The sequence below is a fragment of the Herbaspirillum sp. NPDC087042 genome (assembly GCF_044745245.1).
Lineage (GTDB): Bacteria > Pseudomonadota > Gammaproteobacteria > Burkholderiales > Burkholderiaceae_D > Herbaspirillum.
In genome coordinates this window covers 75,240-91,892 of sequence record NZ_JBIUZW010000010.1, presented here as the reverse complement: position 1 = coordinate 91,892, position 16,653 = coordinate 75,240, and the positions used below count along the sequence as shown (strand labels likewise).

The window sequence follows — 16,653 nt, the reverse complement described above, 5'->3', positions numbered from 1 at the left end:
ACAAGGCGTACCAGACATCTCCAACAAGTCCGAATCGGAACAACGTCAATGAGCAATAAATTCCAGCACAGAAACCTGCCGATGCTGCTTCTCCAGGCACGCGAATCGGTGATGCGGTATTTCCGCGAGAGCGTCAAGAGCCATGGCCTGACCGAGCAGCAATGGCGCGTCATCCGCGTGCTCAACGAGTGCGGCGAACTCGAGTCAGGCAAGATCGCCGAGCAGGCCTGCATCCTCCCACCCAGCCTGAGTGGCGTGATCGATCGCATGGAGCGCGATGGCTTGATCGTGCGCTACCGGCTCTCCACGGACCAGCGCAAGGTATTCGTCGACATGACCGGCAAGAGCCGGGAACTGGTCAACAACATCAGCCAGTCGATCGAAGTGCAATACGCGCTGCTGGAGAAGAATCTGGGGCAGGCCAAACTGCTGGCTGCCTATGCCCTGCTTGACGAGCTGATCGGCTTGCCCGAACCGGCCCAGGAGCAGGTAGTGCGCACCCGCATCACCACCCAGCAGACGGCACGAAAAGCGGCTCCCGCTCAAGCCGCCGTCAAGCCGGCAAGAAAAAAGCGGACGTCGACCTGATCCGGTCAACGCCCGCTTCCGCCTGGGCTTGTCGTTCCTTCGCAATCATCCAGTACGCTGCCAGGCGGGGCCGCCGCGTACCGGTTCAAGCTCTTTGCGCCTATTGGGGCGTCGAGTCCAGCACCCACTTGCCGTCTTCGATCCGCACGATCACACGCGCCCGCTCGTCCAGGCCGGAGTGATCCTCGGGCGTCATGTTGAACACCCCCGCATTCCCTGCCAGGCCTTTCACGTTTTCCAGGGCATCGCGCAGCGCCACGCGGAACTCACGGGTGCCGGGCTTTGCCTTGCGGGCTGCCTCGGGTAATGCGCGCTCCAGCAGGAACAGGACGTCATAGGCCTGCGCCGCGAAGTTCGAGCGCGAGTTCTTGCCGAACTTGCTTTCGTATTGCGGCACGAACCTGGCGCTGATCGCCTTGGTCGGATAGTTCTCCGGCAGTTGCTCCCACACCAGGTTGGGTCCGACAGGCAGATAGCCTCCATTGAGCGCCTTGCCACCGACGCGCAGGAAATCCTCGGTGGCCGCGCCGTGTGTCTGGTAGATCCGTCCCTTGTAGCCGCGCTCCTTGAGCGCCACCTGGGGCATCGCCGCCGGCGTTCCCGAGCCGGCCACGATGATGGCGTCCGGCTTGGCCGTGGTCACACGCAAGACCTGCGCCGTCACGCTGGTGTCCTTGGGGTTGAAGCGCTCGACGCTGACGATGTTGAGCTTGTTTCGCTCGGCAAAGTCCTTCATCTCCGTCAGCCAGCTTTCGCCGTAGGCATCATTGAAGCCGATGAAGCCTATCGTCTTCACGCCATGCGCCACCATATGGCTGACGATGGCGCTGGCCATCAACGAGTCGTTGGCGGAGGTCTTGAAGACCCATTTCTTCTTGTCATCCATGGGCTTGACGATGCGGGCGGACGCGCCCAGCGCAATCAGCGGTGTCTCGGTGCCGCTGACAGCCTCCACGGCCGCCAGCGATTGCGGCGAGGTCGACGAACCGACGACCAGGTCCACCTTCTGGTCGATGAACATCTTGACGTTCTTGACGGTGTTGGTGGTATCGCTGGCATCATCGACTATCTTGAACTCCACCTCCATGCCGCCGATCTTCCGGGGAAACAGACTGATGGCATTGCGGGCGCCAATGCCCAGGATGGCCGCCGGCCCCGTCGTGGGGACCGTCACCCCGACCTGCACGACCTGCGCCAGTACCTGCACCGGCAGAGCAACCAGCAATGCCCCCGCCAAACCGCCCGCCACGCCAAGCCGCGCCCAGGAAATACCCGGCAACCTCGATCCGCTGTCCATGTCATCCTCCGCCATTTAATTAATATGTTATCTAATTAAATAACATCTTAATTCACACTGTCAAGAAGACCTTGGTACCGGCGATGTGGCAAGCAGGGTCGCCGTCTCGAAGTTCTGGGGAGAACCGTCGGCGCTGCTCACGAGGACAGGAATATCGCCAGTGCATGCCGGCCACCGACCTGGTACGCGGCGGAATCACCGCGCATGCATTGATAATGCATCCGGCCGGAAATATACTTCCGGCCATGATCCATATCAGACACTCACACAGCGGCGACGGCGATCGTGTATTGGAAATCTGGCGCGATGCCGTGCTGGCCACGCATGATTTCCTGCGTGACGACGATCGCGTGGAGATTGAAAAGGAAGTGCAGGGTTTTCTTCCCCATGCACCATTGCTGCTGGCCGTCGACGACAGTGACAAGCCACTGGGTTTCATGTTGCTGGATGGCTCCCACATGGAGGCCTTGTTCATCGACCCCGCCCATCACGGCAAAGGGATAGGGCGTGCCCTGGTGCATCACGCCCTCACCTTGTCCCCATCGCTGACTACGGATGTCAATGAGCAGAACGCACAGGCTGCCGCTTTCTACTGCCACCTGGGTTTCATCCAGACGGGGAGGTCAGAAACAGACGGCCAAGGACGCGCCTACCCGCTGCTGCATTTGACATTCCATCCTCAGGGCCAGCGCTAGCGCCCCGTCATCGGGCCGATGTGGATTGCGCATGGCTTGCTAGTGAGCGGCTCCATGCGATGACGGGGTCTCCCTGATCATGCGTCCCCACATGGCGTGACGATCACGGCAGGTCCCCTGCAGGGACCGATGCACATCGTGCAATTTCTTGCGCAAGCCCTTGCAGGAAGTGAATGACCTGCTTTCTGACGCCAGCCTGCCCGAGCGCCACCCTCACCTCTTCCGGCGACTTTCCCACCAGTGGCAAGCTCAGGAAATGCTGCGCCAGGAAGCGGCTGCTGACGGTCGACAAGACCAGCCTCATGGAGACCAGCATGTCGGCACCGCGGTGCGAGGCGTGTACCAGCGCGATGGGCTTGTGAATGATCTCGGCACGCGAGACCATCCAGTCGATGAGATTCTTCATGCCACCGGGAATGGCGCGAACATACTCCGGGCTTGAGATGATCACACCATCCGCCTGTGCCACTTGCGCCATCAATGCCAGGACGGCTGCCGGTGTTTTCTCGGCCTCATGGTCGGGCGAGAAAATCGGCAGGGAGCCAAGCTGGTCGAACACCGTCAAGGTCATGCCTTCGGGTGCGAGCTCTTGCATTGCCCTCAGCAAAGCCGTATTGGTGGAAACACCCCGCGCGCTCCCTGAAATCGCAAGGATCTTCATGACGCCTGCAATGACCTCACGCTGCCGCAGCAGCCTGGGCAAACCTCGCGCGCGCCTTGTGCAGCTTGCGATAGCTGTCGAGCAAGCGCTGATGGCGGTCCAGGCCTTCGAGCTTCATGCTGGTCGGCGTCAGGCCAAAGAAGCGCACGCTTCCCTCTACCGAACCGATGGCCGCATCCATGCGCTCGTTGCCGAACATGCGGCGGAAGTTGGTTTCGTAGTCAGCCAGTTCCAGATCATCGTCCAGTTCCACTTCCAGCACGACGTTCAGGGCCTGGTAGAACAGACCGCGTTCGACCGAGTTGTCGTTGTACTGCAGGAAGGCGCCGACCAGCTCATGCGCCTCCTCGAACTGCTGCAGGGCCAGATTGATCAGCAGCTTCAGTTCGAGCACGGTCAACTGGCCCCACTCGGTGTTTTCGTCGAAGTCGATACCGATCAGGGTGGCGATGTCCGAGTAGTCATCCAGTTCGTTGTTCTCAAGGCGATCGAGCAAGGCGGCCAGGGCGTCATCATCCAGGCGATGCAGGTTCAGGATGTCGGCACGGAACAGCAGCGCCTTGTTGGTGTTGTCCCAGATCAGGTCTTCCACCGGATACACCTCGGAATAGCCCGGCACCAGGATGCGGCAGGCGGTGGCACCCAGCTGGTCGTACACGGCGACGTAGGCCTGCTTGCCCATCTCCTCCAGAATGCCGAACAGGGTCGCTGCCTCGTCGGCGTTGGAGTCTTCGCCCTCGCCGGAGAAATCCCACTCCACAAATTCGTAGTTCGACTTGGCACTGAAGAAGCGCCACGACACGATGCCGGACGAATCGATGAAGTGCTCGACGAAGTTGTTGGGTTCGGTCACGGCATTGCTCTCGAAGGTCGGCTGAGGCAAATCGTTGAGGCCTTCGAAGCTGCGCCCTTGCAGCAGTTCAGTCAGGCTGCGCTCCAGCGCCACCTCGAAGCTCGGGTGTGCGCCGAACGACGCAAAGACCCCACCGGTGCGCGGGTTCATCAGGGTCACGCACATCACCGGATAGACGCCGCCCAGCGAGGCATCCTTGACCAGCACCGGGAAGCCCTGCTCTTCCAGCCCCTGGATACCGGCCACGATGCCGGGGTATTTGGCCAGGACGTCGTGGGGGACGTCGGGCAGGCAGATCTCGCCTTCCAGGATTTCACGCTTGACGGCACGCTCGAAGATCTCCGAGAGGCACTGCACCTGGGCTTCGGGCAAGGTATTGCCGGCACTCATGCCATTGCTAACGAAGAGGTTCTCGATCAGGTTGGAGGGGAAATACACCACTTCGCCGTCCGACTGACGAACATAAGGCAGCGAGCAGATGCCACGCTCAGCGTTGCCGGAATTGGTATCGACCAGATGCGAAGCGCGCAGCTCGCCGTCGGGGTTGTAGATCTCCAGGCTATACGCATCCAGGATTTCCTTGGGCAGCTTGTCGCCGCGCCCGGGCTTGAACCAGCGCTCGTTGGGGTAGTGCACGAACTCGGCATTGGCGATCTCCTCGCCCCAGTAGGAACCGGCGTAGAAGTGGTTGTTGCTGATGCGTTCGATGTACTCGCCCAGCGCCGAGGCCAGCGCGCTTTCCTTGGTGGCGCCCTTGCCGTTGGTGAAGCACATCGGCGAATGCGCATCGCGGATATGCAGCGACCACACATTGGGAATGATGTTGCGCCATGACGCAATCTCGATCTTGATACCCAGTTCGGCCAGCAAGCCCGACATGTTGGCGATGGTCTGTTCCAGCGGCAGGTCCTTGCCCAGGATGTGGGTGCTGGCGCCGGCCTCGGGCTTGAGGGTCAGCAGGGAGTGCGCATCGGCGTCCAGGTTCTCCACTTCCTCGATGATGAATTCCGGCCCTTCCTGCACCACCTTCTTGACGGTACAGCGCTCGATCGAGCGCAGGATGCCGCGACGGTCGGCCTCACTGATATCGGCCGGCAGTTCCACCTGGATCTTGAAGGTCTGCTGGTAGCGGTTTTCCGGGTCGACGATATTGTTCTGGGACAGGCGGATGTTCTCGGTGGAAATATTGCGTGTATTGCAGTACAGCTTCACGAAATACGCCGCGCACAGGGCCGATGACGCCAGGAAGTAATCGAAGGGACCGGGCGCAGAGCCGTCTCCCTTGTAACGGATGGGCTGATCGGCGATGACGGTAAAGTCGTCGAACTTGGCTTCAAGACGCAGTTTGTCTAGGAAGTTGACTTTGATTTCCATGGCGGAATTCCGAAAAAGGAGCCGAAAATGAGGCTGAAACGAAAGAGGGCGATATTATCGCCCATCCGGCACCAGGCCGGTGGACCGGCTTGGCCCGGCTACGAAGTTGCTACGCGGATTCATGCTGGAGATCATCGATGAATGACCCGATGATGAGATGCGAGAGGTGGCACTTGAACCGTTGACCGACTTAGCAAAATGATCTTTCAAGGTCCACAACCGGCCGGGCACTGGCTTCTGATGCTTCGTTCCGCACGGTTGTTTCCGGTTCGGGTGTCCATTAGCATCCTGGACAGGCAACTACTTACATTGCATGGAGGCCATCAATGGGTTTTTCGATATCCTGGTTAGCTGCTCCGTCCGACAAGAAAGAGATGGTACTTAGTGCATTGGGACTAACTGAGACCAATCAACGCCAGTCATTGCCGGAATCCGCTCGTGCGGGCATTGCACTGCCCACTGGATGGTACGCGGTATGGTTTGATCACCCCAGTCCTTCGGCATTGAAACCGGAATTCCTGCGTATGCTCTCTGCAGGTACAACGATCGTCGCATGCCAGGTAGAAGAGCATGCCATGGTCAGCACGGCAGCTTGCTGGGAAAACGGAAAAGAGCAATGGTTTATTGCCCATGATGCCGAAGACGGGATGACGAACCTTGATGTGATGGGCAATCCGCCTGTTTTTTTTACGCGATCCGTGCAGAGATGCTGCAGCGACAGGATGGCCGTACGGATGTCGACTATGTCTTCGATGTCCCGATTATGCTGGCAGAGCGATTAGTCGGATTCCGACATGATGCGGCATTTGACGAGAGTGAAGAGGAGTTGTTTTTCGTTCTCTCGCAACGTCCAACAGCGTAGGTTATCTGTGCGAATAGCCTCGCTTGAGGCTAGAAGCGGAAGCTATTTTTCCGCTAGAACTTTCTTGCTTCAGCGTCAAATATGTCACATGAAAGATCATCTTTTCAGCTGCGCGCGTACCAAAAATTATTCTGTAAAAAAATCTACTAACTGGAACGTCAGAGGCTCTTGCCAAAATCGCCGTTAGAATTTTCACACGTATCTAAATTGGTCGAAGAGACATTCGATTTCCCGAAATGGAGTGGATGTCAAATTGTACGTTTGCGATCTATAACACGATGGGCACCATGAAAACCATTCTCATAAGTCATCCAACTTTGATTGTTCCGGAGGGCTATCTCGAAATCACGGACATTACCTACAGCAGCTCAAAACGAGAATGTCATTTGGCACTTTGTCACGGAGAACGTAACTATTTGATTGTTTTTCCTGATACGGTGGCATTCCGCGTTATGGACGAGAGAGAAATGGGAGAGTTTTGGTCCTGCAACATTGAGTACGCCAGTTTCACTCAGGGCTCAGTCATCTTTCAGGTAGAAGCCGGTGGTTGGCGGGGGCAAGATTCGCATCTCGACAATGGAATACAACATGGCTACTTCGGCAATGGAAAGGTCGCAGAGTACGTAGTTACCAGCCACTATGAGTGTCTCAACATCATTTCCGCCTCCCCTACGTTCAATGAGATTACTTCGGACGCCAATTTGTGACGTCCGCAATCGGCGCCAGATGCAGACGTTCATCAGGTAATTAAAAATAACAAAGGAAATCCTAAGTCGCGCTGCCCCTCTCAGGGTGACCACAGGCGACCTGGCAGCGATGCGATCACCAATTCCCTATCTATGCGTCGTCTTGTGTTTCGTGTTGCAGCTGCGCGCCGCAACGCCGCAAGTACCTCTTGCATCTCCCCCTGTGACACTAGTGTTATGGGCGTGGGAGCGCAATGAAGATCTTCGTTTTCTTGCTGGTGAGCGTCATGTTGAAGTTGCGGCGATTATGACCACTGTTCGTTTAGTGGGTGACCGAGCCTATGTGTACGGACGCCGCCAACGCCTGATGGTGCCAACCGGGATCCGTGTCATCCCAGTAGTGCATATCGACGCGATGTCGCCAGATCATCCTGTATTTAATGACGCGCAACGTAAGGCAATCGTAGATGCCGTTCTAGCTGCCAGCCGAGACATCGGTGAGGAGGAAGGTGGTCGTGTCCAGCTCGATTTTGAGATACGCACATCAGCACGGAACTTCTATCGCCGCATGATCGAAGAAATACGGATCGGCTCCGGCCATCTGCATTTTTCCGTCACCGCGCTGGCGTCCTGGTGTGCGCACGACAGATGGATGCAAGCGTTAAACGTGGACGAGGCCATCCCAATGCTGTTTCGTATGGGGCGCGACGGCACGAGCATTCGCCAACGTCTTGCCGCTACCGGACGCCTTCCAGAGCCTGCCTGCAACAGCGTCGGTATCTCGCTGGATGAGCCAATACCATCAAGCCTGCTTTATTCGCGAATATATGTGTTTAGTCCACGCTCATGGCAGAGTTCTGATTACTTCCAAATCAAAGCTAAATTCAATACCCACATCGACGAGGCATCATGAAAAGGCTTGTGCTTTCATTGATCTTATTTACTACAACACTTGGCGCATGTGCCAGCGGTAACGACGACACAACTTTGTTCGTGCCTCAGTATGCTCCACGCCACCCCTATTCGCAGTACTTCAAAGGTACGCTCGGGGTATTTGCCCCGGACTATTTCAGACGATATTTGATAGCTGCCTATCGACAAATGGACGAGAAGCCGCTTAGTGAAAACGAGATTCTGGCGTTTACGCCACCGGAAAAAGCGGATTGGGAAGTCGCTCAGGCCGCTATCGACGAATGGCAAATTGCACGCGCGGCTGTGCTCAAGACAAAAAACGACTATCTGCAACGCACCGCTTCGTATGAAGGCACGCGACAGGTTGGTACAACACAACAGCGCTACACGATCTATTACAACAATTGCCTGCCACACGCATTCCAGATGGCGCGGAAGACTTTGCAACGCTATCGAGATACCGCGTCGACCGTACTGACAATTGCGTGGACAGAGGCTCAAGACGAAGTATTCAGCAACTGCGGCAACCCGGGCAAGACGCCAGTTGCGCTTCCAATGGATCAGCCTGAATATGCACGCCAGGATCGCGCCTATCAGATAGCTAGCGCTCATTTTTATGCGCGACGCTTTGATCAAGCCGAACGAGCATTCCTCGCAATTGCAGCCGACACCAAGTCACCATGGTCCAACATCGGGCTATATCTTGCTGGGCGAGCAGCTCTGCGTGCTGCGGACCTCGGTAGCGACCCGGAACAGATCGCACAAGCAAAAACTCGGGCAAGAAAGTATCTGGGCGAAGTAAGAAACGATCCCAGGTTGGCGCAGTGGCATGAATCAGCCTATGGCTTGGTCAGATTGATGATGGTGCGCGAATACGATAACCATCAGCGCAATCAACGTTTGCAGCTCTTAGCAAAAAAGCTGAATACACACGACAACATCGAAACTGCCCCTGACATCGCGGAAGATTTGCGCGAAATGGAAATGTTGATGGACCAAGCGATGGAGAATTCTGCCGCGCCCAAGGAATTCGACACCAAGTCGGCACCAATGTTAGATTGGATCGGCATCTTTCAATGTGCCAATCCCAACCGCATCAGCCCGCGGGGGAGCATTCCGATATGCCTAGACTACGCCTTGCAACAGTGGCGTACTCAACATGGCTTACCATGGGCGGTTGCAGCGATAGAGCTACTGCACGCTGACCGTATCGCTCCTAAACCAATCCCAGCAGACATCGAATCTCTTGTGCGTGCGCTTAAGCCCTCTCATCCTGCTTATGCATACGTGCAGTTTCACCTGATGTTCGATGCCTACGTCGGTATGGCAAAAATGGACGCCACCGACCCCGCGCGGGCGAAGATGGTCGAACAAATACGCAAAGAACTTGATCGACTCATCTCCCTGGGTACGAATACGTTTCCATTCGATAGCATGTTTTTATTACAAAATATGCGCGTGACGGTTGCGAAGAACTTAGAAGACTTCAAAAAACAATTGTTTTATTCCAGAACTGCGCTGGCAGGATACGACCGCCGAGAGGTTGCATTTCCCGCCTGGTCTGCGCTTGACGCAGGTATTTCCATCACTGGACTATGGCAACTTGCACAATTGTTCGTTGATCAGGACGAAGCGATGCGGAGCGCCCTTGAAAATGCTGCGCTCACTAGATCGCTAGCGTTAGGACGACATATCGAATCTAAGAAAATGATGCAAGCCGTGCTCACGCGTTATCCGGCACTGGAGACGTGGTTCTCTCCCTATATGAAAGCACAGACAGCAGATACTTTGCGCGATGAGTCGTTGATGTTACTGGCTTCGCAACCGCAAATGGTATTTGCCATAGATGCCGATGTTCGCACTTGGGAGCGTAGTGTCAGCAATCATACAGGGCAGTACGGTTCTAAATGGTGGTGGACCGATGGTCTTTCACGTGGAAAATACGGAGTTCGAAGTAGCAGCGACTCGCCTCGTCTTAGCCCGCTGGCAGATCAAGTGATGTTGCATAGTGTCGCCGGTTTCAGTGACGGCATTGCAATTGGCGCCGAGGCAGCTCCACTGAAAAAATTGGGCGATCCTACCGTCTACCTTGGTCATTTTGTGCTTGACTATTGCAAGAGCAAATCACATCGTGCCGATTCGCGCCTTCCCTATGTCATGTCGACATTAATAGACTCCACACGCGGTGGCGTCGAGGATGCCACGCTATCACGTGACCTATTCGTAGCGTTGCACAAATGGTATCCAAACAGTGAATGGGCACGTCGAACAAAATACTACTATTGATACGCTCGGAAAAGGACTTCTGGCAAGTCAAAGACCAGAGAAAAATAGACCAATACCGACCGGCAATAAAGATTTTTTCGATAGTCGAGAATGACTGACATTGATCACGACTAGATGCTGTCAAGTGTCCGCTTCCGGTAATAGGAGACTTGATCCCCTGATCCCTACAGCGCCCCGCCCCTGCAACCCGCTCACGCCTGGCATAGCCGCATCTGACTAGATCAGCCCAAGCGTCAAGCCCTTCAGGGTGGCAGCCGCGCGCGTGGAGCATCCCAGCTTGCGAAAGATGCTCTCCATATGCGTGCGCACGGTGGACGGGCTGATCTGCATCACGCGCGCCGCTTCCTTGTTGCTCTCCCCCAGGCTGATGCGGCGCAGGACTTCGACCTCGCGCTCCGACAGCAAGCCCTTGCGTGCAGGTGCCTGGCCGCCCGCTCCTTCACCGCCGGCGGCGGCAATCACGAAAGCGGCTGCGGCCGCGTCGATGCGGCCGGCTTGCGCTTCTTCTTCCAGCAGTTGTGCCCCCTCCTGCGGCTGCAACGCTCTGCGCCATGGGCGCGGCGCGCACAGTGCCGCATAGGTGCCGGCGGCGGCCAGCAGGCGCTGTGGCATGCCCAGCGCATCGCCTTCATGGCTGCGGAAATAACCACTGCCGTCCAAGCGTTCGTACATGTGCGAAGCCAGCGCGGCTTCATCGCGCAGCTCCGGCACAAGTGCGCCGGCGCGGGCGGTCCAGTACGGGGCCAGGCGGATCTTTTCCCAGTCGGCGCTGCTGGGCTTGCCCGCGCGTTCCCATATCGTGTTGGAGACCGAGGCGCGGCCCACGCCGTGTATCAGTGCGGCGCGCGCCAGTCTTGTCTGCTGCTCCGGCAATAGCCCGGCCAGCGCCGCAGCGCACCCGGCCAGTTCGGCCACGCGCCGCGAATAGCCCGCCAGCCAGGGTAACTTCAGCTCAACCAGGTCAGCGACGATAGACAGCGCCACCTGATGCGCCGGAAAGGCGCCGTCTTCATCGGGACCGTCCAAGACCGCCAGCAAGGCGTCTGCATGTTCTGCCGCCAGCGCGGCCAGCGCAGCCGGATACTTGGTGCCGCCCCAGGTCTGGATCATCTGCACCGCGGCCTGCGCGTCGACCGTGCGCGCCAGGATCTCCAGATCGCCGGCCAGGCTGGTGTAATAAACCACCGCCGGAATCGCCGGTGCGCGCAACTGCTGCGGCGCGCCGCCGCCGTCGTAGTGTTCCCACACGTGGCGCAGGCCAGCCTCGACTTCGGCGGGTAATCCCAGCATGCCGGCGAGGTCGCCAGCCACCTCGCAGTGGATGCGCGCCAGCGGCTCGACGTTGGCGAAGGTGAGCGGATGCCCGGCCGGCAAGGCGTTGCGCAGCATGGCGTCGCGCCCGGCAACATCGTCGCCCAGCAGGACGGCGAAGCCGGCCGCATTGGCCGTGCAGCCCGACCAGCGCAGCAGCGCCACCAGGCACGCATGCATGGCGACATCAGCGCCGGCGCCGTCCAGCAGAGCCAGTCGGCCCGCCAGGCGCGCCGAGCGTGCCGATTGATCGGTTGGCTGGCCCATGCTGAGGTCACCGGCCATTGCCAGCAACTGCACGGCAGCGCGGGCGGAGACGGTGGTGGAAAGGATGTTGTCGGATGGCATGCCGGCACTCTAGCGGCAATGGCGGAAGTGGGCAAGGCGACCAAGACAGCCGGGTCGGTCAATTGACCGATACCGGCGCGGGCCGGACTTTTCTAGACTTGCTTCACCGATTCAGTACGACCACCCGAACCTCACCCCCTATCAAGGAGCATGTCATGAAAGCAATGTTGAATCTGAAAACCAGCCTCGTCTTCCTCGCAGCCGCCTTCTCCGGTGCCAGCGCCATGGCTGCCGGCCCCACCGAGCAAGCTTCGGTCGTGATCGTGCACGGTGCCTTCGCCGACGGCTCCGACTGGGCCAAGGTAATTCCGCTGTTACAGGCCAAGGGCATCAAGGTCACCGCTGTGCAGAACCCGCTGACCTCGCTGGCCGACGACGTCGCCGCCACCAAGCGCACTATCGATAACCAGCCCGGCAAGGTGGTGCTGGTGGGCCACTCCTGGGGTGGCACCGTGATCACCGAGGCCGGCAACGATGACAAGGTCGCCAGCCTGGTCTACGTGGCGGCCTTCGCACCGGACGCCGGCCAGGCCACCGGCGACCTGGGCAAGGATCTGCCGGTGCCGCCGGGCATCGCCAAGCTGGCGGTGGACAAGGCCGGCTTCGCCAGCCTGCCTGCCGCTGCCGTCGCCGCTGATTTCGCCCAGGACGTACCGGCCGGGCAAGCCGCAGTGATGGCCGCGACCCAGGGCCCGATCGCCGTCAAGGCCTTTGGTGAGAAGGTCAGCACCGCCGCCTGGAAGACCCGTCCGAGCTGGTACATCGTCAGCAAGAACGACCGCATGATCCAGCCGGACCTGGAACGCGCCTTTGCCAAACAGATCAACGCCAAGACCACCGAGCTGCCGACCAGCCACGTGCCACAACAGTCGCGCCCGGAGGACGTGGCCAAGGTGATCCTGGACGCCGTTGCCGCCAGCAAGTAAGCCACGCGCGCCCACCACATCCCCGTCCTGCTTTCGCGGGCCGGGGTTTTCGCGCTGGACGTCGCTAGCCCGGGAAGGTGGCCGGACTCAAAAGGCGCTCTTGACGACACCGCCGTCAACGCGAAGCGCTGCACCAGTAGTCGCCGAGGCCAGCGGGCTTGCCACGTAGGCGACCAGCGAGGCGACTTCCTGCGGCGTGCCGAAGCGCTGGATCAGCGAGGTCGGCCGGACATGCTGGAAGAACTCGGCTTCGACCTGCTCGAAACTCTTGCCCGCGTTTTTCGCCATGTCGTCGACAAAGTCGCCGACGCCGCGCGACTTGGTCGGGCCGGGAAGAATGCTGTTGACCGTGATGCCGCTGCCGGCCACCGTCTCCGCCAAGCCGCGCGATACGGCCAGCTGGGCGGTCTTGGTCATGCCGTAGTGAACCATCTCGGTGGGAATCTGCACGGCGCTTTCGCTGGAAATGAAGATGATGCGACCCCAGTTGGCCCGCTTCATCGCCGGCAGCACCAGGCGCGCAAGACGCACGCCGCTGAGGACGTTGACGTCGAAGAAACGCAACCAGTCCTCGTCAGGAATATCTTCAAACGCCTTGGGCTCAAAGATGCCGAGATTGTTGACCAGGATGCTGATCTCCGGATGGCGCCTGACCACCTCATTGGCCGCATCGGCCCGGCTGAGATCGCCGGCAAAGCCCTCGACCTTGCCGCGGCTGTCGGCACGGATGCGCTCGACAGCCTCGTCCACACCCGCCTGCGTCCTGCCATTGACGATCACCTGTGCGCCCTCGCGTGCCAGCGTATGCGCGATCGCGTAACCGATACCTGCCGTGCTGCCGCTCACGAGGGCGAACTTGCCCTCCAGTTGCAAATCCATGTCACTTCTCCTTGGTTGACTACGGAAAATGCTGCCAGGATTGGGCGTCTTCTGGTGCTTGCCATCTCGGCCGCCACGCCACTCTAACAGCAAGTGCCAAACCTCGGACCGGTATCGGCCGCACGCCATTGACAATGTAACAATGCACGGGTGTTTTCATTCTTATCCCCAGGCGCATGTCGCTCCATGAAGATAAAGGATGATGCGGTTCATCATCGGCAAGGGTCAGGGGCAGCGAAAGTCATCGTTGTTGTCGGGTATCGCCTCCAGCAATTGCACCAGTTCGTCGCAATGCAACCGGTGGGCCAGGACGAGCAGGCATTGGTACAGCGCGCGTTCCAGGCGCTGACGGGCGCTATCTTGCCGCCGCAGGACTGAACACGGCATGTCAGCCCACATTCTCAACAGGTATTGCATGTCGTCTCCTCGCTTGCATGCCACCTACGCCGCCACCAGCGAAGCCAGCACCTCTCGCAAACCTGTCGCGCCGCGCCGCAACTCGATGCCGGCCTCGGCGTCGATGCGACCGCCGTTCTGGGCGTCGTTGGTTTCCATGATGAGCGTTGCCAGCGCGTCGTTGATTCCCGCGCGCGCGAGCGTGGCCGCCCACTCCCCGCGCGGCAACGCATGGATGCGGATTTCCCGACCACATACCTCGCCCAGCAATCGCGCGGCATCCTCCGCGCTATAGCGGTGCGGCCCTTCCACGCTCACCAGGCGCGTGTCCGTATCGTCCCTCTCCTCCAGCAATAGCTGCGCCGCGATGGCACCGACGTCATGCGCCGAAACGGTGGGAAACGGCGTGGATGAGGGGGCGTGCAGCGTCGGCAGATACCCGGTGGCCAGCGCCACTGGCAGTACGCGCGCCCAGTTCTGCATGTGCTCGGCCGAGCGCAACAGCGTGAGACGAGGGAGGGCCTGCGCGAACAGCTGCTCCAGCTCGTGGTAGAGCATGGTGATGCCGGTACCGGCCTCAAGCTCGGCGCCGTAGTCCGACACAGCCAGCACGCGGATGCCGGAATGCGCGCCCAATACCTGCACCGCGTTGCGCATCATGACGCGCATCGCAGTCGCGGAGTCGGCGGCATGCGTCGCTACCGGGCAGATCAGTTGCGCCGCCTGCGCACCGTCGAGTGCCCGCTGCAGCGACTGCACGTCATTCAGATCAGCGATCGCCACTTCGCAGCCGATGCGCGCCAGCGCCTCGCCTTGGCCCGGCTTGCGCACCACGGCGCGCACCGCCTTGCCGGCCTTGCGCAGCGCCGCCGCACTGCTGAAACCGACCTTGCCTGATGCCCCAAAAATCACGTACATGATGAGCCTCCTTCATTTGAGGAATCCGGATCTTACTGAGCGCTGCGAATAAAAACGCGCAAGAAAGGAGGGCTGGAAGCAGATTCGGATGACGATCTGCGCTACACATCGGACGTGATACACACGCCGCCCCGGGAATGACGCAGAATGCGACATCCGCACCATGCGAAGGAGCCTTGATGACGACCAAGCATCCGCAACCCATTCCATTGATGCCGCACTCTGGCCAGCGCACCAGATTACTTTCCAGCAAGCCGCTCGGCTGGTCCGGCTTCGGCGCCGAGATGTATCGGGTCGCCGCCGGCCTGCACCGCATCCCGGCGTTCGCGCATCATCGCGTGGGCGTGCACGTGGGCCGTCCCGTCAAGGCGATCTGCCGCTGTGACACGGCGCGCGCGGTGCGCGTGCAGGCCCATGGCGACGCCGATATCGTGCCGGCCGGCATGGACGGCGAATGGTCGGACGACGCCGACTGCACCATCTTCAGCGTGTGGTTCGCCGAGCAGTTTGTGCGCAAGACCTGCGAGGAAATGGGATTGTCGTCGGACGCCGCGACGATCAGGCCACAGCTGCAATGGCGCGATGCGCGCTTCCAGCATGCGGCTTGGGCACTGCTGGCGGAGCTTGAGGCGGAAGACGCCTCCGATGCGCTGTACGCGGAGAGTCTCGCCACTGCGATGGTCGTGCGACTGGCCGGCGCCGAAGTCGCCACGGACCGCAAACGGCGCACGCTGTCCGCGCGCACCGCGGCGCGCGTGATCGACTACATCGAAGCCAACCTCGACCAGAACCTGTCGCTGACCGAACTGGCCACCGTAGCGGAACTGAGCGTGCCGCATTTCAAGGTACTGTTTCGCGAGACCATGGGCTTGCCGGTACACCGGCATGTGGTACAGCGCCGACTGGAACGGGCCAGGTCACTGCTGGTGCAGGGACGTCTGAGCATGAGCCAGGTGGCGCTGGAAGCGGGCTTCGCACACCAGAGCCACATGGCTTCCTGGATGAGGCGGCTACATGGTGTGACACCGCGCGATATCGTTCTGGGCAGGATACTGCCGGGTTGAATGGATCTCAAACTTAGAGTGCACCAATGGATATTGCTGATTTCATCGGCGGTTCAGAACGATTAGTGGCCGAACTCGGGGAGTGGCCGTCATTTCACGATGACGAAGTCGTTGCGTTACTTCTCAAGCGCGAAGCGGGCCTGAATGCTGAGGAAAAACCGTCCATGCGCCTCAGTATCCACGTCCGGCGATATGAGCCGATCGGGCTTGGAACGGCACAGTATCATTTGAGGATGAACAAGAACATGCTTGTTCATCTCGTCTTTTTAGGCATTCAGGATCTCGCAATCTCGGACTTCAACGGCCAGAACGTCATACATTCAATAGAGATCGCCGTAGACTCGATGTCGGATACGTTGGAAGCGAGCGTAAGAATCGAATCCTCTTGGGGCCTGGAAGGAAGTTTTCGATGCAAATCGATCCAGGTGGATTCGATGGAGATGCTTCCTAACGCGGACGATCACTAGGTGAACATCCGTTGTCGGCCAGGAGCGGACCTGGGCTTGGTCCTATGCCAAAAGACCTGAAATCAAACCATCTCATTTCCGATGAAAATAAAACTTGGACTGGTTCTTGCGATCGTCTTTATATCGCTTC

The 16,653-nt window shown here is 59.2% G+C and carries 16 protein-coding genes; 9 read left to right on the top strand and 7 right to left on the bottom strand.

What is annotated here, in order from left to right:
- The first annotated feature begins 48 nt into the window (after window positions 1-48).
- Window positions 49-588 (top strand): homoprotocatechuate degradation operon regulator HpaR, encoded by a 540-nt coding sequence (gene hpaR / locus ACIPHN_RS14925; protein ID WP_400437377.1) that lies wholly within the window; start codon window positions 49-51, stop codon window positions 586-588.
- A gap of 100 nt (window positions 589-688) precedes the next feature.
- On the opposite strand, the gene ACIPHN_RS14920 is transcribed toward hpaR, so the two are convergent.
- Window positions 689-1,885 carry an ABC transporter substrate-binding protein gene (locus ACIPHN_RS14920; RefSeq protein WP_400437375.1) on the bottom strand — a complete coding sequence of 399 codons (1,197 nt, stop codon included), beginning with the start codon at window positions 1,883-1,885 and terminating at the stop codon, window positions 689-691.
- A gap of 245 nt (window positions 1,886-2,130) precedes the next feature.
- On the opposite strand from ACIPHN_RS14920, the gene ACIPHN_RS14915 reads away from it, so the two are divergent.
- Window positions 2,131-2,580, top strand: a complete 450-nt coding sequence (locus ACIPHN_RS14915; protein ID WP_400437566.1) for an acetyltransferase — start codon at window positions 2,131-2,133, stop codon at window positions 2,578-2,580.
- A gap of 103 nt (window positions 2,581-2,683) precedes the next feature.
- Here the strand turns inward: ACIPHN_RS14915 and ACIPHN_RS14910 are convergent, their stop codons facing one another.
- Window positions 2,684-3,241 carry an NADPH-dependent FMN reductase gene (locus ACIPHN_RS14910; protein ID WP_400437373.1) on the bottom strand — a complete coding sequence of 186 codons (558 nt, stop codon included), beginning with the start codon at window positions 3,239-3,241 and terminating at the stop codon, window positions 2,684-2,686.
- Window positions 3,242-3,257: 16 nt separating this feature from the next.
- The gene (locus ACIPHN_RS14905; RefSeq protein ID WP_400437371.1) at window positions 3,258-5,468 is read right to left on the bottom strand and encodes an OsmC domain/YcaO domain-containing protein; all 2,211 of its coding nucleotides are present in this window, start codon (window positions 5,466-5,468) and stop codon (window positions 3,258-3,260) included.
- A 326-nt stretch (window positions 5,469-5,794) separates the two neighbouring features.
- Between ACIPHN_RS14905 and ACIPHN_RS14900 the strand changes: the two genes are divergently transcribed.
- The 4 genes from ACIPHN_RS14900 (at window position 5,795) to ACIPHN_RS14885 (ending at window position 10,214) form a co-directional block, all read left to right on the top strand.
- Window positions 5,795-6,250 carry a hypothetical protein gene (locus ACIPHN_RS14900; protein ID WP_400437369.1) on the top strand — a complete coding sequence of 152 codons (456 nt, stop codon included), beginning with the start codon at window positions 5,795-5,797 and terminating at the stop codon, window positions 6,248-6,250.
- 367 nt (window positions 6,251-6,617) lie between these two features.
- Window positions 6,618-7,037 (top strand): hypothetical protein, encoded by a 420-nt coding sequence (locus ACIPHN_RS14895; protein WP_400437368.1) that lies wholly within the window; start codon window positions 6,618-6,620, stop codon window positions 7,035-7,037.
- A gap of 151 nt (window positions 7,038-7,188) precedes the next feature.
- The gene (locus tag ACIPHN_RS14890; RefSeq protein ID WP_400437367.1) at window positions 7,189-7,929 is read left to right on the top strand and encodes a hypothetical protein; all 741 of its coding nucleotides are present in this window, start codon (window positions 7,189-7,191) and stop codon (window positions 7,927-7,929) included.
- Window positions 7,926-10,214 carry a hypothetical protein gene (locus ACIPHN_RS14885; protein ID WP_400437365.1) on the top strand — a complete coding sequence of 763 codons (2,289 nt, stop codon included), beginning with the start codon at window positions 7,926-7,928 and terminating at the stop codon, window positions 10,212-10,214. The genes ACIPHN_RS14890 and ACIPHN_RS14885 overlap by 4 nt, the downstream gene beginning before the upstream one ends.
- A 216-nt stretch (window positions 10,215-10,430) precedes the next feature.
- Here the strand turns inward: ACIPHN_RS14885 and ACIPHN_RS14880 are convergent, their stop codons facing one another.
- Complete coding sequence (locus tag ACIPHN_RS14880; protein ID WP_400437363.1) at window positions 10,431-11,873, bottom strand: HD domain-containing phosphohydrolase; 1,443 nt, start codon at window positions 11,871-11,873, stop codon at window positions 10,431-10,433.
- A gap of 164 nt (window positions 11,874-12,037) precedes the next feature.
- Here ACIPHN_RS14880 and ACIPHN_RS14875 point away from each other — a divergent pair, with 164 nt between their 5' ends.
- The gene (locus tag ACIPHN_RS14875) at window positions 12,038-12,799 is read left to right on the top strand and encodes an alpha/beta fold hydrolase (protein WP_400437564.1); all 762 of its coding nucleotides are present in this window, start codon (window positions 12,038-12,040) and stop codon (window positions 12,797-12,799) included.
- Between the two features lie 87 nt (window positions 12,800-12,886).
- Here the strand turns inward: ACIPHN_RS14875 and ACIPHN_RS14870 are convergent, their stop codons facing one another.
- The 3 genes from ACIPHN_RS14870 to ACIPHN_RS14860 form a co-directional block, all read right to left on the bottom strand.
- On the bottom strand, window positions 12,887-13,678 hold the full coding sequence (locus ACIPHN_RS14870) for an SDR family NAD(P)-dependent oxidoreductase (protein ID WP_400437361.1): 792 nt from the start codon (window positions 13,676-13,678) through the stop codon (window positions 12,887-12,889).
- Window positions 13,679-13,903: 225 nt separating this feature from the next.
- The gene (locus ACIPHN_RS14865; RefSeq protein WP_400437359.1) at window positions 13,904-14,095 is read right to left on the bottom strand and encodes a hypothetical protein; all 192 of its coding nucleotides are present in this window, start codon (window positions 14,093-14,095) and stop codon (window positions 13,904-13,906) included.
- 24 nt (window positions 14,096-14,119) lie between these two features.
- Entirely contained in the window at window positions 14,120-14,992 is an 873-nt protein-coding gene (locus ACIPHN_RS14860; RefSeq protein ID WP_400437357.1) for an NAD(P)H-binding protein, read from the bottom strand.
- A gap of 179 nt (window positions 14,993-15,171) precedes the next feature.
- On the opposite strand from ACIPHN_RS14860, the gene ACIPHN_RS14855 reads away from it, so the two are divergent.
- Both ACIPHN_RS14855 and ACIPHN_RS14850 read left to right on the top strand, forming a co-directional pair.
- Window positions 15,172-16,056 carry a helix-turn-helix domain-containing protein gene (locus ACIPHN_RS14855; protein WP_400437355.1) on the top strand — a complete coding sequence of 295 codons (885 nt, stop codon included), beginning with the start codon at window positions 15,172-15,174 and terminating at the stop codon, window positions 16,054-16,056.
- Between the two features lie 26 nt (window positions 16,057-16,082).
- Window positions 16,083-16,523, top strand: coding sequence for an Imm50 family immunity protein (locus tag ACIPHN_RS14850; protein WP_400437354.1), 441 nt, complete (start codon window positions 16,083-16,085; stop codon window positions 16,521-16,523).
- Window positions 16,524-16,653 lie beyond the last annotated feature (130 nt).